This window comes from Methylobacterium amylolyticum, assembly GCF_030700245.1.
GTDB lineage: Bacteria > Pseudomonadota > Alphaproteobacteria > Rhizobiales > Beijerinckiaceae > Methylobacterium.
The window spans coordinates 56,744-70,733 of the sequence record NZ_JAUYZI010000019.1 but is presented as its reverse complement, the minus strand read 5'-3'; the positions used below and the strand labels follow the sequence as shown (position 1 = coordinate 70,733).

General features: G+C 71.9%; 12 protein-coding genes and 1 riboswitch. Of the genes, 3 read left to right on the top strand and 9 right to left on the bottom strand.

All coding sequences use genetic code 11. The features are described 5' to 3' along the window. Nucleotides 1–66 precede the first annotated feature (66 nt). From Q8W71_RS15090 to thiO, 4 genes are read right to left on the bottom strand one after another with little or no spacing between them, the layout of a single operon-like run. On the bottom strand, nt 67–714 hold the full coding sequence (locus Q8W71_RS15090; RefSeq protein ID WP_305526200.1) for a thiamine phosphate synthase: 648 nt from the start codon (nt 712–714) through the stop codon (nt 67–69). After that, nucleotides 711–1,514, bottom strand: coding sequence for a thiazole synthase (thiG, locus tag Q8W71_RS15085; protein WP_305526199.1), 804 nt, complete (start codon nt 1,512–1,514; stop codon nt 711–713). The genes Q8W71_RS15090 and thiG overlap by 4 nt, the downstream gene beginning before the upstream one ends. A 2-nt stretch (nt 1,515–1,516) precedes the next feature. Beyond that, nucleotides 1,517–1,729 (bottom strand): sulfur carrier protein ThiS, encoded by a 213-nt coding sequence (thiS, locus tag Q8W71_RS15080; RefSeq protein ID WP_305526198.1) that lies wholly within the window; start codon nt 1,727–1,729, stop codon nt 1,517–1,519. Further along, a complete protein-coding gene (thiO, locus tag Q8W71_RS15075; protein WP_305526197.1) occupies nt 1,726–2,943 on the bottom strand; it encodes a glycine oxidase ThiO in 1,218 nt (405 codons plus the stop codon). The genes thiS and thiO overlap by 4 nt, the downstream gene beginning before the upstream one ends. A 72-nt stretch (nt 2,944–3,015) precedes the next feature. Continuing rightward, nucleotides 3,016–3,144, bottom strand: a riboswitch (TPP riboswitch). Nucleotides 3,145–3,362: 218 nt separating this feature from the next. Between thiO and Q8W71_RS15070 the strand changes: the two genes are divergently transcribed. Further along, nucleotides 3,363–3,884, top strand: coding sequence for a retropepsin-like aspartic protease family protein (locus tag Q8W71_RS15070; protein ID WP_305526241.1), 522 nt, complete (start codon nt 3,363–3,365; stop codon nt 3,882–3,884). 9 nt (nt 3,885–3,893) lie between these two features. Here Q8W71_RS15070 and Q8W71_RS15065 read toward each other — a convergent pair whose 3' ends face one another. The 4 genes from Q8W71_RS15065 to Q8W71_RS15050 form a co-directional block, all read right to left on the bottom strand. Beyond that, nucleotides 3,894–5,153, bottom strand: a complete 1,260-nt coding sequence (locus Q8W71_RS15065) for an adenylate/guanylate cyclase domain-containing protein (protein WP_305526240.1) — start codon at nt 5,151–5,153, stop codon at nt 3,894–3,896. 105 nt (nt 5,154–5,258) lie between these two features. Continuing rightward, nucleotides 5,259–7,247 (bottom strand): RNA polymerase sigma factor RpoD, encoded by a 1,989-nt coding sequence (gene rpoD, locus Q8W71_RS15060; protein ID WP_305526196.1) that lies wholly within the window; start codon nt 7,245–7,247, stop codon nt 5,259–5,261. Nucleotides 7,248–7,450: 203 nt separating this feature from the next. Beyond that, nucleotides 7,451–9,343, bottom strand: coding sequence for a DNA primase (gene dnaG / locus Q8W71_RS15055; protein WP_305526195.1), 1,893 nt, complete (start codon nt 9,341–9,343; stop codon nt 7,451–7,453). Between the two features lie 125 nt (nt 9,344–9,468). Continuing rightward, complete coding sequence (locus Q8W71_RS15050) at nt 9,469–9,933, bottom strand: GatB/YqeY domain-containing protein (protein WP_305526194.1); 465 nt, start codon at nt 9,931–9,933, stop codon at nt 9,469–9,471. 181 nt (nt 9,934–10,114) lie between these two features. On the opposite strand from Q8W71_RS15050, the gene carA reads away from it, so the two are divergent. Further along, nucleotides 10,115–11,347: a glutamine-hydrolyzing carbamoyl-phosphate synthase small subunit gene (gene carA / locus Q8W71_RS15045; protein ID WP_305526193.1), complete on the top strand. Its 1,233-nt coding sequence runs from the start codon at nt 10,115–10,117 to the stop codon at nt 11,345–11,347. 122 nt (nt 11,348–11,469) lie between these two features. Continuing rightward, nucleotides 11,470–11,847, top strand: coding sequence for a hypothetical protein (locus Q8W71_RS15040; RefSeq protein ID WP_305526192.1), 378 nt, complete (start codon nt 11,470–11,472; stop codon nt 11,845–11,847). A 9-nt stretch (nt 11,848–11,856) separates the two neighbouring features. Here the strand turns inward: Q8W71_RS15040 and Q8W71_RS15035 are convergent, their stop codons facing one another. Beyond that, nucleotides 11,857–13,776 (bottom strand): putative bifunctional diguanylate cyclase/phosphodiesterase, encoded by a 1,920-nt coding sequence (locus tag Q8W71_RS15035; RefSeq protein WP_305526191.1) that lies wholly within the window; start codon nt 13,774–13,776, stop codon nt 11,857–11,859. Nucleotides 13,777–13,990 lie beyond the last annotated feature (214 nt).

The following is a 13,990-nucleotide window of genomic DNA, read 5'->3' as shown; positions in this document are numbered from 1 at the left end:
GTACGCCGCCCGTCCCTACCAAAAGCTATAAGGGGCAAGGCTCGTAAATCTAGTGCATAATAGCCATTATTTTCGGATTGCGGCGTCGTCGACCGTCCAGGCTGCCAGGAGCCGCCGCACGTCCGCGGCCGGATCGTGCGCCCGCGCCAGACGGCCCATGACCGCGACGCCGGCCGCGCCCACTCTCCGGCACGCGGCGGCGTTCTCCGCGGTGATCCCGCCCAGCGCCACGACCGGCAGGCCCGTGTCCCGCGCGGCGGCGAGGCCGTCCAGGCCCAGAGCCGGCCCGTAGCCCGGCTTGCTCGCGCTCGCGAAGACGGGGCTGAGCGTGACGTAATCCGCTCCCCCCGCGGCAGCGGCCGCGACGTCGCCGGGCGCGTGGGCGGAGACGCCGAGCAGCGCCGCCGGCCCGAGCGCCCGCCGCGCCGCCGCGATGGCCTCGGTTCCCGCCCCGCCGCCGAGATGCACGCCACCGGCCCCGAGCGCGCGCGCCAGCCCGACGTCGCCGCCGACCGTCAAGACCCCGCCCGCACCGCGCACCCGCTCGGCGACCGCCTCACCGAGCCGCCGACGCTCCTCTGCCGGCAGGTCGCGGTCGCGGAACCAGATCCAGCGCCCGCCGCCATCCAGCACCGCCCGCACCGTGTCCGGCAGCGGCCGCGGGTGGCCGCGCCGGTCCGTCACCGCCAGCAGCGGCGACGGCAGCGGCCTCACGATCCGACCAGCCCGAGCTGCGGGCTCGACGGCTCGGCCCGGCCGCGGCGGGGGATGCGGCCGGCGAGATGCGCGTCGCGGCCGGCCTCCACCGCACGGGCCATGGCGCGGGCCATGCGGACGGGATCGTCCGCCTTGGCGACCGCGGTGTTGACGAGGCAGGCGGCGGCGCCGAGTTCCATGGCGATCGTGGCGTCGGAGGCGGTGCCGATGCCGGCATCGACGATCACCGGCACGCTCGCCCGGCGGCAGATCAGCTCGATGTTGGCCGGGTTCGCCACGCCCATGCCGGAGCCGATCAGCGAGCCCATCGGCATCACCGCGGCGCAACCGAGATCCTCCAGGCGGCGGCAGACGATCGGATCGTCGTTGCAGTAGGGCAGCACCGTGAAGCCCGCGTCCACGAGGTGGCGGCAGGCCTCGATCAGCTCGGCCACGTCCGGGTAGAGCGTCTCGCGGTCGCCGATCACCTCGACCTTGATCCAGGTCGTGTCGAGGGCCTCCCGGGCGAGCTCGGCGGTCATGATCGCGTCCCGGGCCGTCTCGCAGCCGGCGGTGTTTGGCAGGAAGCGCCTGCCCTTCAGGATCTTGACCGTGTCCGAGCCGTGCCCCTGGAGCGAGACCCTGCGGATCGAGGCGGTCACCACCTCGGCGCCCGAGGCGGCCACCGCATCGCGCATGATCGCCTGGGTCGGGTAGCCGGCGGTGCCGATGAACAGCCGCGAGGACAGGCACACCCCGGCGATCGTGAGGGCATCGTCGCCCGTCTCGGGGCGCAAAGGCGTGACGGTCATGTCCATGCTCAACCTCCCTGCATGGCGCGGACGATCTCGATCCGGTCGCCCTCGCGGATGGCGGTCTCCGCCCAGTCCCTGCGGCGCAGCACCCGGCCGTTGAGGGCGATTGCCACCCCCTGCGGCCCCTCGATGCCCGCCTCCTCCGCCTCGGCGCGGAACAGCGCCTCGACGGTGTCGGCCTCGTGCGCGCGCGGCTCGCCGTTGACGAACAAATTCATGCGAAGGCCCGCCTGGGCTCGGGGCTCGCGAAGCGGGCCAGGGTGAAGGGTCTGGCGACGTCGGGCAGCGCGCCGGTGGTGACGAGATCCGCCACCGCGTCGGCGGTGACGGGGGCGAGCAGGTAGCCGTTGCGGTGGTGGCCGACCGCGGCCACGAGGCCCGGCGCCAGCGCGTCGAGGATCGGCGCGTCGTCGTCCGAGGTCGGGCGGTATCCGCTCCAGACGGCCTCCACCTCCATCTCCTCGACGCCCGGCAGCACCCGGCGGGCGCCCTCCAGCAGGGCGTAGAGCCCGCCGGCGGTGACGCCGGGGCGGAAACCGCAATCCTCGACCGTGGCGCCGACGATGAGGCCGCCGTCGCCCTTCGGGGCCATGTGGACCTGCTCGGTCCAGACCATGTGCGCGAGCGTGCCGGTGTGGCGGGTGGTGCGCAGCGCCAGCGACTGGCCCTTGAGCGGGCGCACCGGCAGGGACAGGGCCTCGGGCAGCAGGCCCCCCTCCCCGCTCCAGGCGCCGGAGGCGAGCACCACCGTCCCGGCCCGCAGGGCGCCGTCGCCGACGCGGACGCCGGTCACCCGACCGCCCGTCCAGTCGAGGCCGGTGACGGGCGCGTTCTCGGCGAGGATCACTCCGGCGGCGCGGCAGGCCCTGGACAGGGCCGCCATCACGAGGCGCGGGTCGACCTGATGGTCGAGGGGGCAGTGCACGCCGGCCGCCACGGAGGGCCGGAGCCCCGGCTCGCGGCGGCGCACCTCCGCGCCGTCGAGCCACGCGGCGTCGAGGCCGGACCGGCGCTGCAAGGCGTAGCGGAAGCGCAGGCGCTCGACCTCGTCGCGGCCGACCGCCAGCACCAGGGTGCCGTCGGGCCGGTAATCGATCGACTGGCCGGAAGCCGCCTCCAGCGCGTCGCGGAAGTCCGGCCAGCGGCGCAGCGAATCGAGGGCGAGCGGCAGCAGCGGGTCGGAGCCCGGCTCGTGCTCGGCGGCCGGCGCCAGCATGCCGGTGGCGGCGAGGCTGGCCCCCGAGCCGACCGTGTCGCGCTCCAGCACCGCCACAGACCGGCCGGCCTGTGCCAGGCGCCACGCGCAGGCGAGCCCGATCAGCCCGCCGCCGACCACCGCCACGTCGACCCGCTCGGGCAGCGCGACGGCAGCGTCGAGCCCGTCGGGAGCCCGGCGCCGTCCGATCGGTGATGGTGGGCGGGGAAGGACCAACGCAAAACCTCCGCGGGTTTCCGTCGCGGGGATCGGGCCGGGTGCTTCGGAAGAAGCGGTGGCCTGCCCTGAAAGGCGGCCGCGGTCCAATCCCTACGCCGGTATGAGCCGGATCAGGTTCGAAGGATTTCCGCGCCGCAGGCCCTGTCGGGCGTGCCAGCGGTTTCTCAGCCCCTTGCCGGGGATCTCCCTGGAACGAAACGAGATGTGGGCCCGGCGGCCCGCCCGGTCAATCCCCGCGGGTGGCCGCATCGCGCGGGATCGCGACGATTGCGGGAAAACGACTCATCTCCGGTTGAGGCTGCCCGCGGAAAGCCGGCCTCGCCCGCGCGCGCCGGGGGAGGATGGCGACGCCGCCTTCACGATCCCCGTGGCCTGCTAGCGGGACTGGTATCGGTATCGGGAGGCGTGCCGTGCGGATGGTCCTGGCGGCCTGCGTGGTCGGGCTGATCGGCGTCGGCGCCGCCGGCACGGTGCGGGACCGGATCCTCGCCCGATCCGCGCCGGGCCCGACCGCCGCCGTGCCCGCCCCGGTGGCCGCAGCCGTGACGGGTCCGGCGGCGGGGCAGGCCGGGGCGATCGCGCTCCAGGCGGACGGGAGCGGGCATTTCCACACGGCCGCCGTGGTCGACGGGCGCGTGCTGCGGATGGTGGTCGATACCGGCGCGACGCTCTGCGCCTTCTCGGAGGAGGACGCGGCCCGGGCCGGGATCACCGTGGCGCCGGCCGCCTTCACCCAGCCGATCGCGACGGCGAACGGCACGGTCCGGGTCGCGCCGGTGCGGATCGGCGCGATCCAGGTCGGCGCCATCACCGTGCGCGACGTGGAGGCGGTGATCGTGCCGCGCGGGCGGCTCTCGACCAACCTGCTCGGTATGTCGTTCCTCAAGCGCGTGCGGGGCTTCGAGATCGCAGGGGGCACCCTGACCCTGCGGGGCTGACCGCCCCGTTCAATCCCGTCGGCGGGGTCGAAGGAATTTCGGCCGGAACACCGCCATCGGCTCGTCAAAGCCGTCGAGCCGGTGCTCGCCGAGCGGTATGGGGTCGCCCCACAGGAAATCGACGAAGGGTTTGGACAGGAGCAGCGGCTCGCCGAGGACGCGGTTGAGCTGCGCGAGGCGACTGGCGAGGTTCACGTCGCGGCCGATCACCGTGAAGTCGAGGCGCGAGCCCGAGCCGACATTGCCGTAGGCGGCCTCGCCGTGATGCAGCGCGATGCCCGCGGCCACCGGCACGGGGAACTGGTGGAGTTCGTTGGCCTCGTCGAGGGCGGCCAGCGCGAGCTGGGCGGCGGTGAGAGCGCTCTTGGCTGCACCGCCGAGGTCGTCGCCCGATTCGCGGAAGATCGCCAGCAGCCCGTCGCCCAGATACTTCAGCACCTCGCCGCCCTCCCGCTCGATCGGCGGCACGAGGCAGTCGAAGAACACGTTGAGCAGGCCGACCACCTCCTCCGGCGTCATATCGGCGGAGGTGCGGGTGTAGTCGCGCATGTCGGCGAACAGGATCGCCGAGCGGATCCGCGTCACCTGCCCCCGGCGGATGTCGCCGGACAGGATCGCCCTGTGCGGCTCGTCGCCGACATAGAGGCGCAGCACGTGGTCGAGCTGCTTGTTGAGGACGCGCATCTCCGCGACCGCCGCCAGCGCCGGCATGACGAAGCGCAGGATGGCGATGTCGTCCTCGCGGAAGCCCTCGGGCGCGCGGGTGGCGAAGGTGATGCCGTTCTGGGTGCCGTTGGTGAAGAACAGCGGCGCGACGACGTAGTGGGTGTAGCCGGCGGCCTTGAGATCCGGGACGACGTCGTAGGCGTCGTCCGGCGTCTGGGCGAGGTCGAGGATCAGCCACTGCCCGGTCTCGTGGACCGTGTGGAACGGGCTGTTGAGATAGGCCTGCTGCGAGCGGCTGCCGTGGGGGAACAGCCGCACGGTGGTGCCGCCGTCGCGGGTCCAGATCCGGCCGATGCCGGCATATTCCGAGTGCAGGGTGTCGATGGCGGTGGAGGCCCGGTCCACCGGCACGCCGAGCGCGATCAGCCGCTCGGCGAGACCGGCCAGCATGTCCTCTGCGCTCGGCATCCGCGCGCCCTCGCCGAGCAGCCAGTCGCGGATGCCCACGGCGGGCTGGAGCGCGCCGAAGGGGACATCGTCGGTCTCGGACCCGTCCGCCAGGGCCGTCGGCGTTCCGGGCTGTGGCGGGCGGCGCTCCAGCATCCAGCCAAGGTGGGTGCGGCGCCGCACAAAGCAAGCCGGCTCGACAAGTCGTGCACGGTCTTCACGCTCCCGCGGCGGTCGATCTGCCCCGGGAGCGGCCGGCACTCAGTTGTCGAGGAAGCTCCGCAGCTTCCGGCTGCGCGAGGGATGCTTCAACTTGCGCAAGGCCTTGGCTTCGATCTGGCGGATGCGCTCGCGGGTCACCGAGAACTGCTGGCCCACCTCTTCGAGGGTATGGTCGGTGTTCATGCCGATGCCGAAGCGCATGCGCAGGACGCGCTCCTCGCGCGGCGTCAACGAGGCGAGCACCCGGGTCGTGGTCTCGCGCAGGTTCGACTGGATCGCCGCGTCGATCGGCAGGACGACGTTCTTGTCCTCGATGAAGTCGCCGAGGTGGCTGTCCTCCTCGTCGCCGATCGGCGTCTCCAGGGAGATCGGCTCCTTGGCGATCTTCAGGACCTTGCGGACCTTCTCGAGCGGCATGGCCAGCTTCTCGGCCAGCTCCTCCGGGGTCGGCTCGCGGCCGATCTCGTGCAGCATCTGGCGCGAGGTGCGGACGATCTTGTTGATCGTCTCGATCATGTGCACAGGGATGCGGATCGTGCGCGCCTGGTCGGCGATCGAGCGGGTGATCGCCTGCCGGATCCACCACGTGGCGTAGGTCGAGAACTTGTAGCCGCGGCGGTACTCGAACTTGTCCACCGCCTTCATCAGGCCGATGTTGCCCTCCTGGATCAGGTCCAGGAACTGCAGGCCGCGGTTGGTGTACTTCTTGGCGATCGAGATCACGAGGCGGAGGTTGGCCTCGATCATCTCCTTCTTGGCCTGACGGGCCTCGCGCTCGCCCTTCTGGACCATGTTCACGATGCGGCGGAACTCGCCGATCTCCAGGCCCGTCTCGGAGGCGAGGTCGAGGATCTGGGCGCGCAGTTCGGTGACCTGCTTGGCGCCTCGCTCGACGAGGTTCTTCCAGCCCTTGCCGCCGAGCGTGCCGACCCGGTCCATCCAGGCCGGGTCGAGCTCGTAGCCCTGATAGTGGCGCAGGAACTCGTCGCGGGCGACACCGTGGCTCTCGGCGTAGCGCATCAGCCGGCCCTCGTGGCCGATGAGCTGCTTGTTGATCGCGTAGAGCTGGCCGACAAGCGCCTCGATGCGGTTGTTGTTGAGCGACAGCGACTTCACGTCGGCGACGACGATGTCCTTCAGGTCGCCCTGCTTCCGGTCCTGGGCCGGGCTACCCTTGTCGCCCGCGGCCTTGCGCTCGGCGCCCTCGGTCTGGAGCTTCCGCAGCTTGCGGTAGTTGGCGGCGATGGAGTCGAAGGTCTCCAGCACCCGCGGCTTGATCTCCGCCTCCATGGCGGCGAGCGAGACGTTGTTCTCGAGGTCGTCCTCCTCGTCGCCGCCCTCGGGCGGGGCCGCCTCGCCGTCCTCGGCGGCCTCCTCGCCCTCGGCCAACTGCGGCGCGTTCTTGCCGTCCGGGCCGGCGTAGGTCGCCTCCAGATCGATGATGTCGCGCAGGAGGACCTTGCCCTCCACGAGCTCGTCCCGCCAGATGATGATCGCCTGGAAGGTCAGCGGGCTCTCGCACAGCCCGGCGATCATCGCCTCGCGGCCGGCCTCGATGCGCTTGGCGATGGCGATCTCGCCCTCGCGCGACAGCAGCTCTACCGAGCCCATCTCGCGCAGGTACATCCGCACGGGATCGTCAGTGCGGTCGGTGGGCTCCTTGGTGGTGGTCGTCACCGCGACGGCGCGCGCGGGGGCGACCTCGGCCACCTCGCCGCCCTCGGCCTCCTCGTCCTCGCCCTCGGCGCCCGCCGGCTTCTCGCCCGCGGCGGCCTCGTCGGTCTCCTCGGCCTCGACGACGTTGATGCCCATCTCGGAGAGCTGGGCGAGCACGTCCTCGAGCTGGTCGGGGTCCGACTGCCCCTCGGGCAGCACCTCGTTGACCTCCTCGTAGGTCACGTAGCCGCGCTTCTTGGCGAGCTTGACCATCCGCTTGACCGCGGCATCCGACAGGTCGAGGAGCGGCCCGTCGGTCTGCTGCTCGGGAGCAGCGTCCGTCTCGTCCCGTTCCGTTGCCTTCGTCGCCATGATGAGCCTATTGTTTCGAGGCGGCGCCCAGCGGGGGCTCGAACCGAGCCGCCCCACGCCCCCGGCGCCGTGCTGCGGATGAAGTGCCGCCGAATCGCCCCGGCAACCGGGGTGTTCAGAATCCCGTATGCAAGCCCGAGGCTTGACCGACTGTTAACTATGGCCGCAAGTGCGCGGAGGCCACAGCCGCCCGCTCACCGGGCTCACGCCGCGTTCGCATCGCTCGTCGCGGGCGCCTCGGCTTCCGCCTCCGCCGCGATCACGACAGCCAACCGCTCGTTCGCCTCGCGCAGCCAAGCCCAACTGGCCTCCGTCGGATCTTCGGCAAATGCCTGTTGTGCTTCGCGAAGTTCGCTATGTAGCGCGCCGGCCTGCCGGTGCAAGATCATGGCCTGCCGCAGCGCGTCCGCCCGCTGCGCCGGGTCGGCCCCGGGGTCGAGCGTCGCGCGGTCGCGCGAGCGGGCCAGCGCCAGCACGCGCCCGGCCGCGCCGTCGAGCCCGGCACGGGCGAGGCGTTCGCGCACCATCTCGGCCTCCGCCGACCCGTCCTCGGCGACGCAGGCCAGCAGGATCGCGTGGATCGCCCGCACGTCCGGGTCGACGAAATCCAGCTCGGCCAGCTCGTCGGCCATGTCGGCGACCATCTCGGGATGGACCAGCAGGGTGCCGGCGATCACCGCCTCGCGCACCGGTGCGGCACCGCTGAAACCGGCCGAGGCCGTGACCGAGGCGCTCGGGGTGGCGGTGATGCGCGGCGAGACCGGCTCGCCGAAGCGCGCCTGCCGCCGGGCCGGCCCCCGCCCGCCCTGAGGCGCGGGGCGAGCGGCGCGGGGCGACAGGCCGCGCAGCCGCTCTTCCACGTCGTCGCGGTAGTAGCGCTTTACCGTCTCGTCGCGGATCGTCGCCACCGTGGCGCGCAGCGTCCGCGCGAGGCCGGCCCGGCGCTCGGGAGTGTCGGCCGGAGCGGAATCGACGGCGCGCCGCCACAGCAGCTCGGAGAGCGGGATCGCCGCCGCGAGGGCGCGGTCGATCGCCGCCGGGCCGCCGGAGCGCAACAGGTCGTCCGGGTCCTGGCCGCCCGGCAGCAGGGCGATCCGCAGTGAGCGGCCCGGCTCCAGCACCGGCAGCGCCAGATCGAGGGCGCGGTACGCGGCCCTCTGCCCGGCCTTGTCGCCGTCAAAACATAAAATAGGCTCGTCGGCGTGCCGCCAGAGCAGCGCGAGTTGGTCCTCGGTCAGCGCCGTGCCGAGCGGCGCCACCGTCTCCGGGTGGCCGGCGAGCGTCATGGCGATGACGTCGACGTAGCCCTCCACGGCGATGATCGTCCCACGGTCGTGCGCGGCCCCGCGCGCCCCGTGCAGGTTGTAGAGCATGCGCCCCTTGCTGAAGAGCGGCGTCTCCGGCGAGTTCAGGTACTTGGCCCGTACTTCCTGGGCGAGCGCCCGGCCGCCGAAGGCCACGGGGCGGCCGCGGAGATCGGTGATCGGGAACATCACCCGGTCGCGGAAATAATCGTAGGGCACCGCCACGTCCTCGCCCGCGGCGAGCAGGCCGAGTTCGACCATCAGGTCGCGCTCGACCCCCTGCCCGGCGAGATGATCGCGCAGGGCGTAACGGTCCCCCGGCGCGTAGCCGAGCCGGAATCTCTTCCGGGTTTCGAGGCTCAGGCCGCGGCGGTCGAGATAGGCGCGCGCCTCCGCGCCCTGGCCGGAGCGCAGCCGCTCCTCGAACCAGCGCGCGGCCATTTCCATGACCTCGGTCGCCCCGGCGCGACGCCGCTCCGTCTCGCGCGCCTCGGGGGTCGGCGCCGGCAGACTGACGCCGGCCTCGCCGGCCAGCCGCTCCACCGCCTCGGGAAAGCTCAGGCCCTCCGTCTCCATCAGGAAGGTGAAGATGTCCCCGTGCTTGGACGAGGAGAAGCAGTGGTAGAACTGCTTCTGGTCGTTCACGTAGAAGGACGGGGTCTTCTCGGCGTTGAACGGCGACAGCCCGCGCCATTCGCGGCCCGCCTTCTTCAACTGCACGCGCCGCCCGACGACGGCCGAGGCCGGCAGGCGGGCGCGAATCTCTTCGAGGATGTGGGGCGGATAGCGCACGGGCGATGCGGATGCGTCTGCGGGACCCGAGAGTATAGCGCGCCGCCCCTACCGGAGTCCTTCGCCGAGACGGCTGCGGGACGATCGGGTCGAGGATTGTGTGGAGAAACGTCCGAAGACGTGGATCACGCCTTCGCCGCGAGCGCCGCCTTCACCAGCCCGCTCGCCTTCCCGAAATCCATGCGGCCGGCAAACGTGCCCTTCAGGGCGGCGATCACCCGGCCCATGTCCTTCGGCCCCGCCGCGCCGGTCTCCAGGATCGCCGCCTCGACCGCGGCGCGAGTCTCGGCCTCGTCCATCTGCTTGGGCAGGAAGCCCTCGATGATGGCGATCTCGCTGCGCTCGTTGGCGGCGAGTTCCGGCCGGCCGCCCTGCTCGTAGACGCCGGCCGATTCGGTGCGCTGCTTGATCATCTTCTGGAGGAGCGACAGGATCTCGTCGTCGCCGGCCGGATCCTTGCCCAGGCCGCGGGCCTCGATGTCCTTGTCCTTCAGGGCGGCCTGGATCATCCGGACGGTGGCGAGCTTCGCCTTGTCGCCGGCCTTCATGGCCTCCTTCATCTCGGCGGTGAAGCGCTCGCGGAGCTGCATCGTGGGATTCCTGTGATCGCGCGAAAACGGGGCGTCTGGTCTGCTTCCGGCGGGTGTTGAGCCGCGCGGCCGCTGCCGCCACATTGACGCTGACCCGGGCCGCTGGCTTAAGCCACGCCTCGACCGTCCGCGCACGCCCCGCAAGGCGCCGGATGCCGCCGAGATAAGCGAGATGAACCCCATGCTGCAAGACGAGAGCGCGCCCGCGCCCCGGACCGCCGAGCCCGCGCCCTGGTCCGAGCCGGTGGCGACCGCCCTGCTGGTGCTCGCCGACGGCACGGTGCTCGAAGGCTTCGGCATCGGCCGCGAGGGCGTCGCCGACGGCGAGGTCTGCTTCAACACCGCGATGACCGGCTACCAGGAGATCCTGACCGATCCGTCCTATGCCGGGCAGATCGTCACCTTCACCTTCCCCCATATCGGAAATGTCGGCGCCAACGACGAGGATTTGGAAAGCCTCGACGCGGCGCCGGCCTCCGGCGTGCGCGGGGCGGTGATCGCCTCGGCGGTGACCAACCCGTCGAACTGGCGCTCCTCCGCCCATCTCGACGCGTGGCTCAAGGCCCGCGGCATCGTCGGCATCACCGGAATCGACACCCGGGCGCTGACCGCCCGGATCCGCGACCACGGCATGCCGAACGCGGTGATCGCCAACGATCCCCAGGGCCGGTTCGACCGCGAGGCGCTCAAGGCGCGGGCCGGGGCGCTGGCGCCGATGGAGGGCCTCGACCTCGTGCCGCCGGTCACCAGCCGCGAGATGTCGCAGTGGTCGCAGACGGTGTGGGCGCTGGAGGGCGGCTACGGCAGCCGGGCGCCCGGCGCGGGCCTGAAGGTCGTCGCCATCGACTACGGCGTGAAGCGCAACATCCTGCGGCTGCTGGCCGAACAGGGATGCGACGTGACGGTGGTGCCGGCCACCACCAGCGCCGCCGACATCCTCGCCCTCAACCCGGACGGGGTGTTCCTCTCGAACGGCCCCGGCGACCCCGCAGCCACGGGCGCCTACGCGGTGCCGGTGATCCGCGAACTGCTCGACAAGAAGGTTCCGACCTTCGGCATCTGCCTCGGGCACCAGCTCATGGGGCTGGCGCTCGGCGGCCGCACGGTGAAGATGGGCCAGGGCCACCACGGCGCGAACCACCCAGTCAAGGACAAGACTACCGGCAAGGTCGAGATCGTGTCGATGAACCACGGCTTCGCCGTCGATCCGGCGAGCCTGCCCGACAGCGCGGTCGAGACCCACGTGTCGCTGTTCGACGGCTCGAATTGCGGCCTGTCGCTCACCGACCGCCCGGCCTTCTCGGTGCAGCACCACCCCGAGGCCTCCCCCGGGCCCCGCGACAGCCACTACCTGTTCGAGCGCTTCGTGGCGCTGATGCGCTCGCGGGAGCCGGAGGCGGCCGCGCAGGCCTGAGCCGCGCCGCGCCGCATCGGGGCCATAAAAACCCCAGATTCGGACGGCTAATCCCGCGCCACGGTCCGTGAACGGCGACTCGATCCGTGAGGTCGCCGGCGGATGCGGTGGGGGATTCCTCGATGATTGCCAACGGCGCGCGCGACGATTTCACCCGCCTGCACCGTGCCTTCGCCTTCCATCTCGGCGTGGCGACCGCCCTCGCGTGGCTGACGGCCCTCTACGCCGCGCTCTACGCGCCCTGGGTGCGCAACATCCGCGCCCTGATCGACCCCGCGGGCGGCGTCGACCGGGTCGAGAGCACCGTCTCCTACTTGTTCGCCATGCCCGCCGTGCTGGCGCTCGCCTGGATCTCGATCGTCGCCGGCCGCGAGGCCCTGCGCCGCGCCCAGACGCTGCCGAACGTGACGGTGGAGTTCGCCGCCGCGGCGGTGGTGGCGTTCGGCGTGTTCTACCTGTCGATCGACCGGGCGGTGGCGGCCCTCAACGCCGGGTTCTGAGCGGCCGCGTCAGGCCGCCGAGGGCAGCCGGTCGGCCATCCCGCCGAGCGTGCGCAGGACGGCCTCGCCCGCGGACGGCACCAGACGGGCCGGGACCGGGCCGTGGAACAGGTAGCCCTGCATGGAGCGGCAGCCGATCGCGCGCAGGGTCCGGAACTCCTCGGCCGTCTCCACCCCCTCCACCACGCAGCGCAGCCGCAGGTTGCGGGCGAGATCCACGACCGAGCGCACGATGTCGGCCGAGGTCGCGTCGTCGCGCAGGCTGGTCACGAAGCTGCGGTCGATCTTGATCCGGTCGATCGGCAGCCGGTGGATGTAGCTCAGGCTCGAATAGCCGGTGCCGAAATCGTCGAGCGCGATCTGGACGCCGAGGTCCTTCAGCGCGAGCAGGGCCTCCCGGGCGTCGCCCAGATCGCGCATCAGGCCCGTCTCGGTGACTTCGAGGATGATCCGCTCGGGCGCCACGCCCGCGGTGCGGATCAGCCCGCTGAGGGCCGCCAGGTTCTCGGGCGACGCGATGTCCTGCGCGGACAGGTTGAACGAGAGGCCGGTCCCGGCCGGCCACCCGCGCAGGTCCGCGAGCGCCCGGCGCAGCAGGCTGCGGGTCAGATCCTGCACGAGCCCCGCCCGCTCGGCGACGGGGATGAAATCCGCCGGCGAGACCGCGCCCAGCGTCGGGCTGGTCCACCGCGCCAGGGCTTCGTAGGCCTCGACCCGGTTCTCGGCGGTATCGACGATCGGCTGGTAGACGAGGGTGAACTCGGCTTCGAGATCCGCGCGGCGCAGGGCCTGCTCCACCGCCGCGTGCCGACGCTGCCGCACCTCGTGCTCGGGCGCGAAGCAGACGGTGGCCCCGCGCCGGTGCGCCTTGGCATGGTACAGGGCGCAATCCGCCTGCTCGACCAGTTGCTCGGCAGACAGGCCGGCGCTCGTGAACCGCGCGATGCCGATCGAGGCACCGATCTGCGCCGTCGCGTCGCGCAGCATGTAGGGCCGGCGCAGGATCGCGCAGATCTCGCGGCCGAGCGCGTCGAGATCCGGGTCGCCGTCGAGGATCAGCCCGAACTCGTCGCCGCCGAGCCGGGCGGCCCAGCCGCGCCCGGCGAGCGCCTCCTCCAGCCGATGGCCGACCTCGCGCAGGACCGCGTCCCCGGCGTGGTGGCCGAGGGTGTCGTTGACGGGCTTGAACCCGTCGAGATCGATCACCGCCACCGCGAAGGCACCCTCGCCGCTCGCCGGCCGGATGCGGTCCTCAAGACGCGAGAAGAAGGAGCGGCGGTTCGGCAGTCCGGTCAGCGCGTCCGTGTGCGCGAGGATCTCGTTCTCGTTGCTCAACCGGACGAGGCGGCAGAAATCCGCGTAGCAGACCGACTGCATGAACAGCATCACCACGACGACACCGGCGTAATTGAAGGCCGTCGCGCGGACCGCCGCGTGCGGGATGCACAGGAAATAGACCGTCAGCGGCAGGGCGATGGCCACGAGGATGAGCGCCGCCGAGCGCAGGTGGAGCAGGCAGAAGATGCACGCGATCATCGTGATCGTCAGGAAGAACAGCACGTGCATGTTGGTCGTCGCGTCGCCGTAGCGCGTCAGCGCGAGCGCCCAGGCGGAGAAGCCGCACCCGAGGATGCCGGTGAGGAGCCGGGTGCTGCGCAGCCGCCGCAGCGCTTTCGGCCCGTCGAGCGGCCGCCCCCGGCTCCGACGCCAGATCACCAGGCGGGTCACGCAGGTCGCCAGCAGCGCGCAGAGCGGCACGATCGTCAGCCAGACCGGGGCGAGGCCGTAATGCGTCCAGGCGACCGCGACCGCGTCCAGGATCAGGATGGCGTGCAGGGTCGGGACCTGACGCTCGAGCGCCCGCACCTGGGCGACCGACAACTCGGCATCCTGGTGCGTCGGCGCGAGCACTCCGGTCCGTGACGGCATCGCGATGTCCTTCCGCCGCGCCGATCCAGGATCGCGCCCGACGGATACCTAGCGCGCGATGCTGAACATTTCGGAATACCGGGCGGCCGATCGCCGACACCGTAAATATTTTGCCCGCTTCCGGCCGCCGGGCCGGCCGGGGATGCAATGACCATTTGCATCAGGTGCCGCAATTTGCAATTTTTACTTGTCGAAGGCGCGCGTCGCCCGACGC

Excerpts from the sequence above, each read along its gene's own strand:
- thiS (WP_305526198.1), bottom strand. The coding sequence starts at position 1,729 with ATGAATTTGTTCGTCAACGGCGAGCCGCGCGCGCACGAGGCCGACACC.
- Q8W71_RS15040 (WP_305526192.1), top strand. The coding sequence starts at position 11,470 with ATGATTGCCAACGGCGCGCGCGACGATTTCACCCGCCTGCACCGTGCC.
- Q8W71_RS15070 (WP_305526241.1), top strand. The coding sequence starts at position 3,363 with ATGGTCCTGGCGGCCTGCGTGGTCGGGCTGATCGGCGTCGGCGCCGCC.
- thiG (WP_305526199.1), bottom strand. The coding sequence starts at position 1,514 with ATGGACATGACCGTCACGCCTTTGCGCCCCGAGACGGGCGACGATGCC.
- Q8W71_RS15065 (WP_305526240.1), bottom strand. The coding sequence starts at position 5,153 with ATGCTGGAGCGCCGCCCGCCACAGCCCGGAACGCCGACGGCCCTGGCG.
- Q8W71_RS15050 (WP_305526194.1), bottom strand. The coding sequence starts at position 9,933 with ATGCAGCTCCGCGAGCGCTTCACCGCCGAGATGAAGGAGGCCATGAAG.
- Q8W71_RS15035 (WP_305526191.1), bottom strand. The coding sequence starts at position 13,776 with ATGCCGTCACGGACCGGAGTGCTCGCGCCGACGCACCAGGATGCCGAG.
- rpoD (WP_305526196.1), bottom strand. The coding sequence starts at position 7,247 with ATGGCGACGAAGGCAACGGAACGGGACGAGACGGACGCTGCTCCCGAG.
- carA (WP_305526193.1), top strand. The coding sequence starts at position 10,115 with ATGCTGCAAGACGAGAGCGCGCCCGCGCCCCGGACCGCCGAGCCCGCG.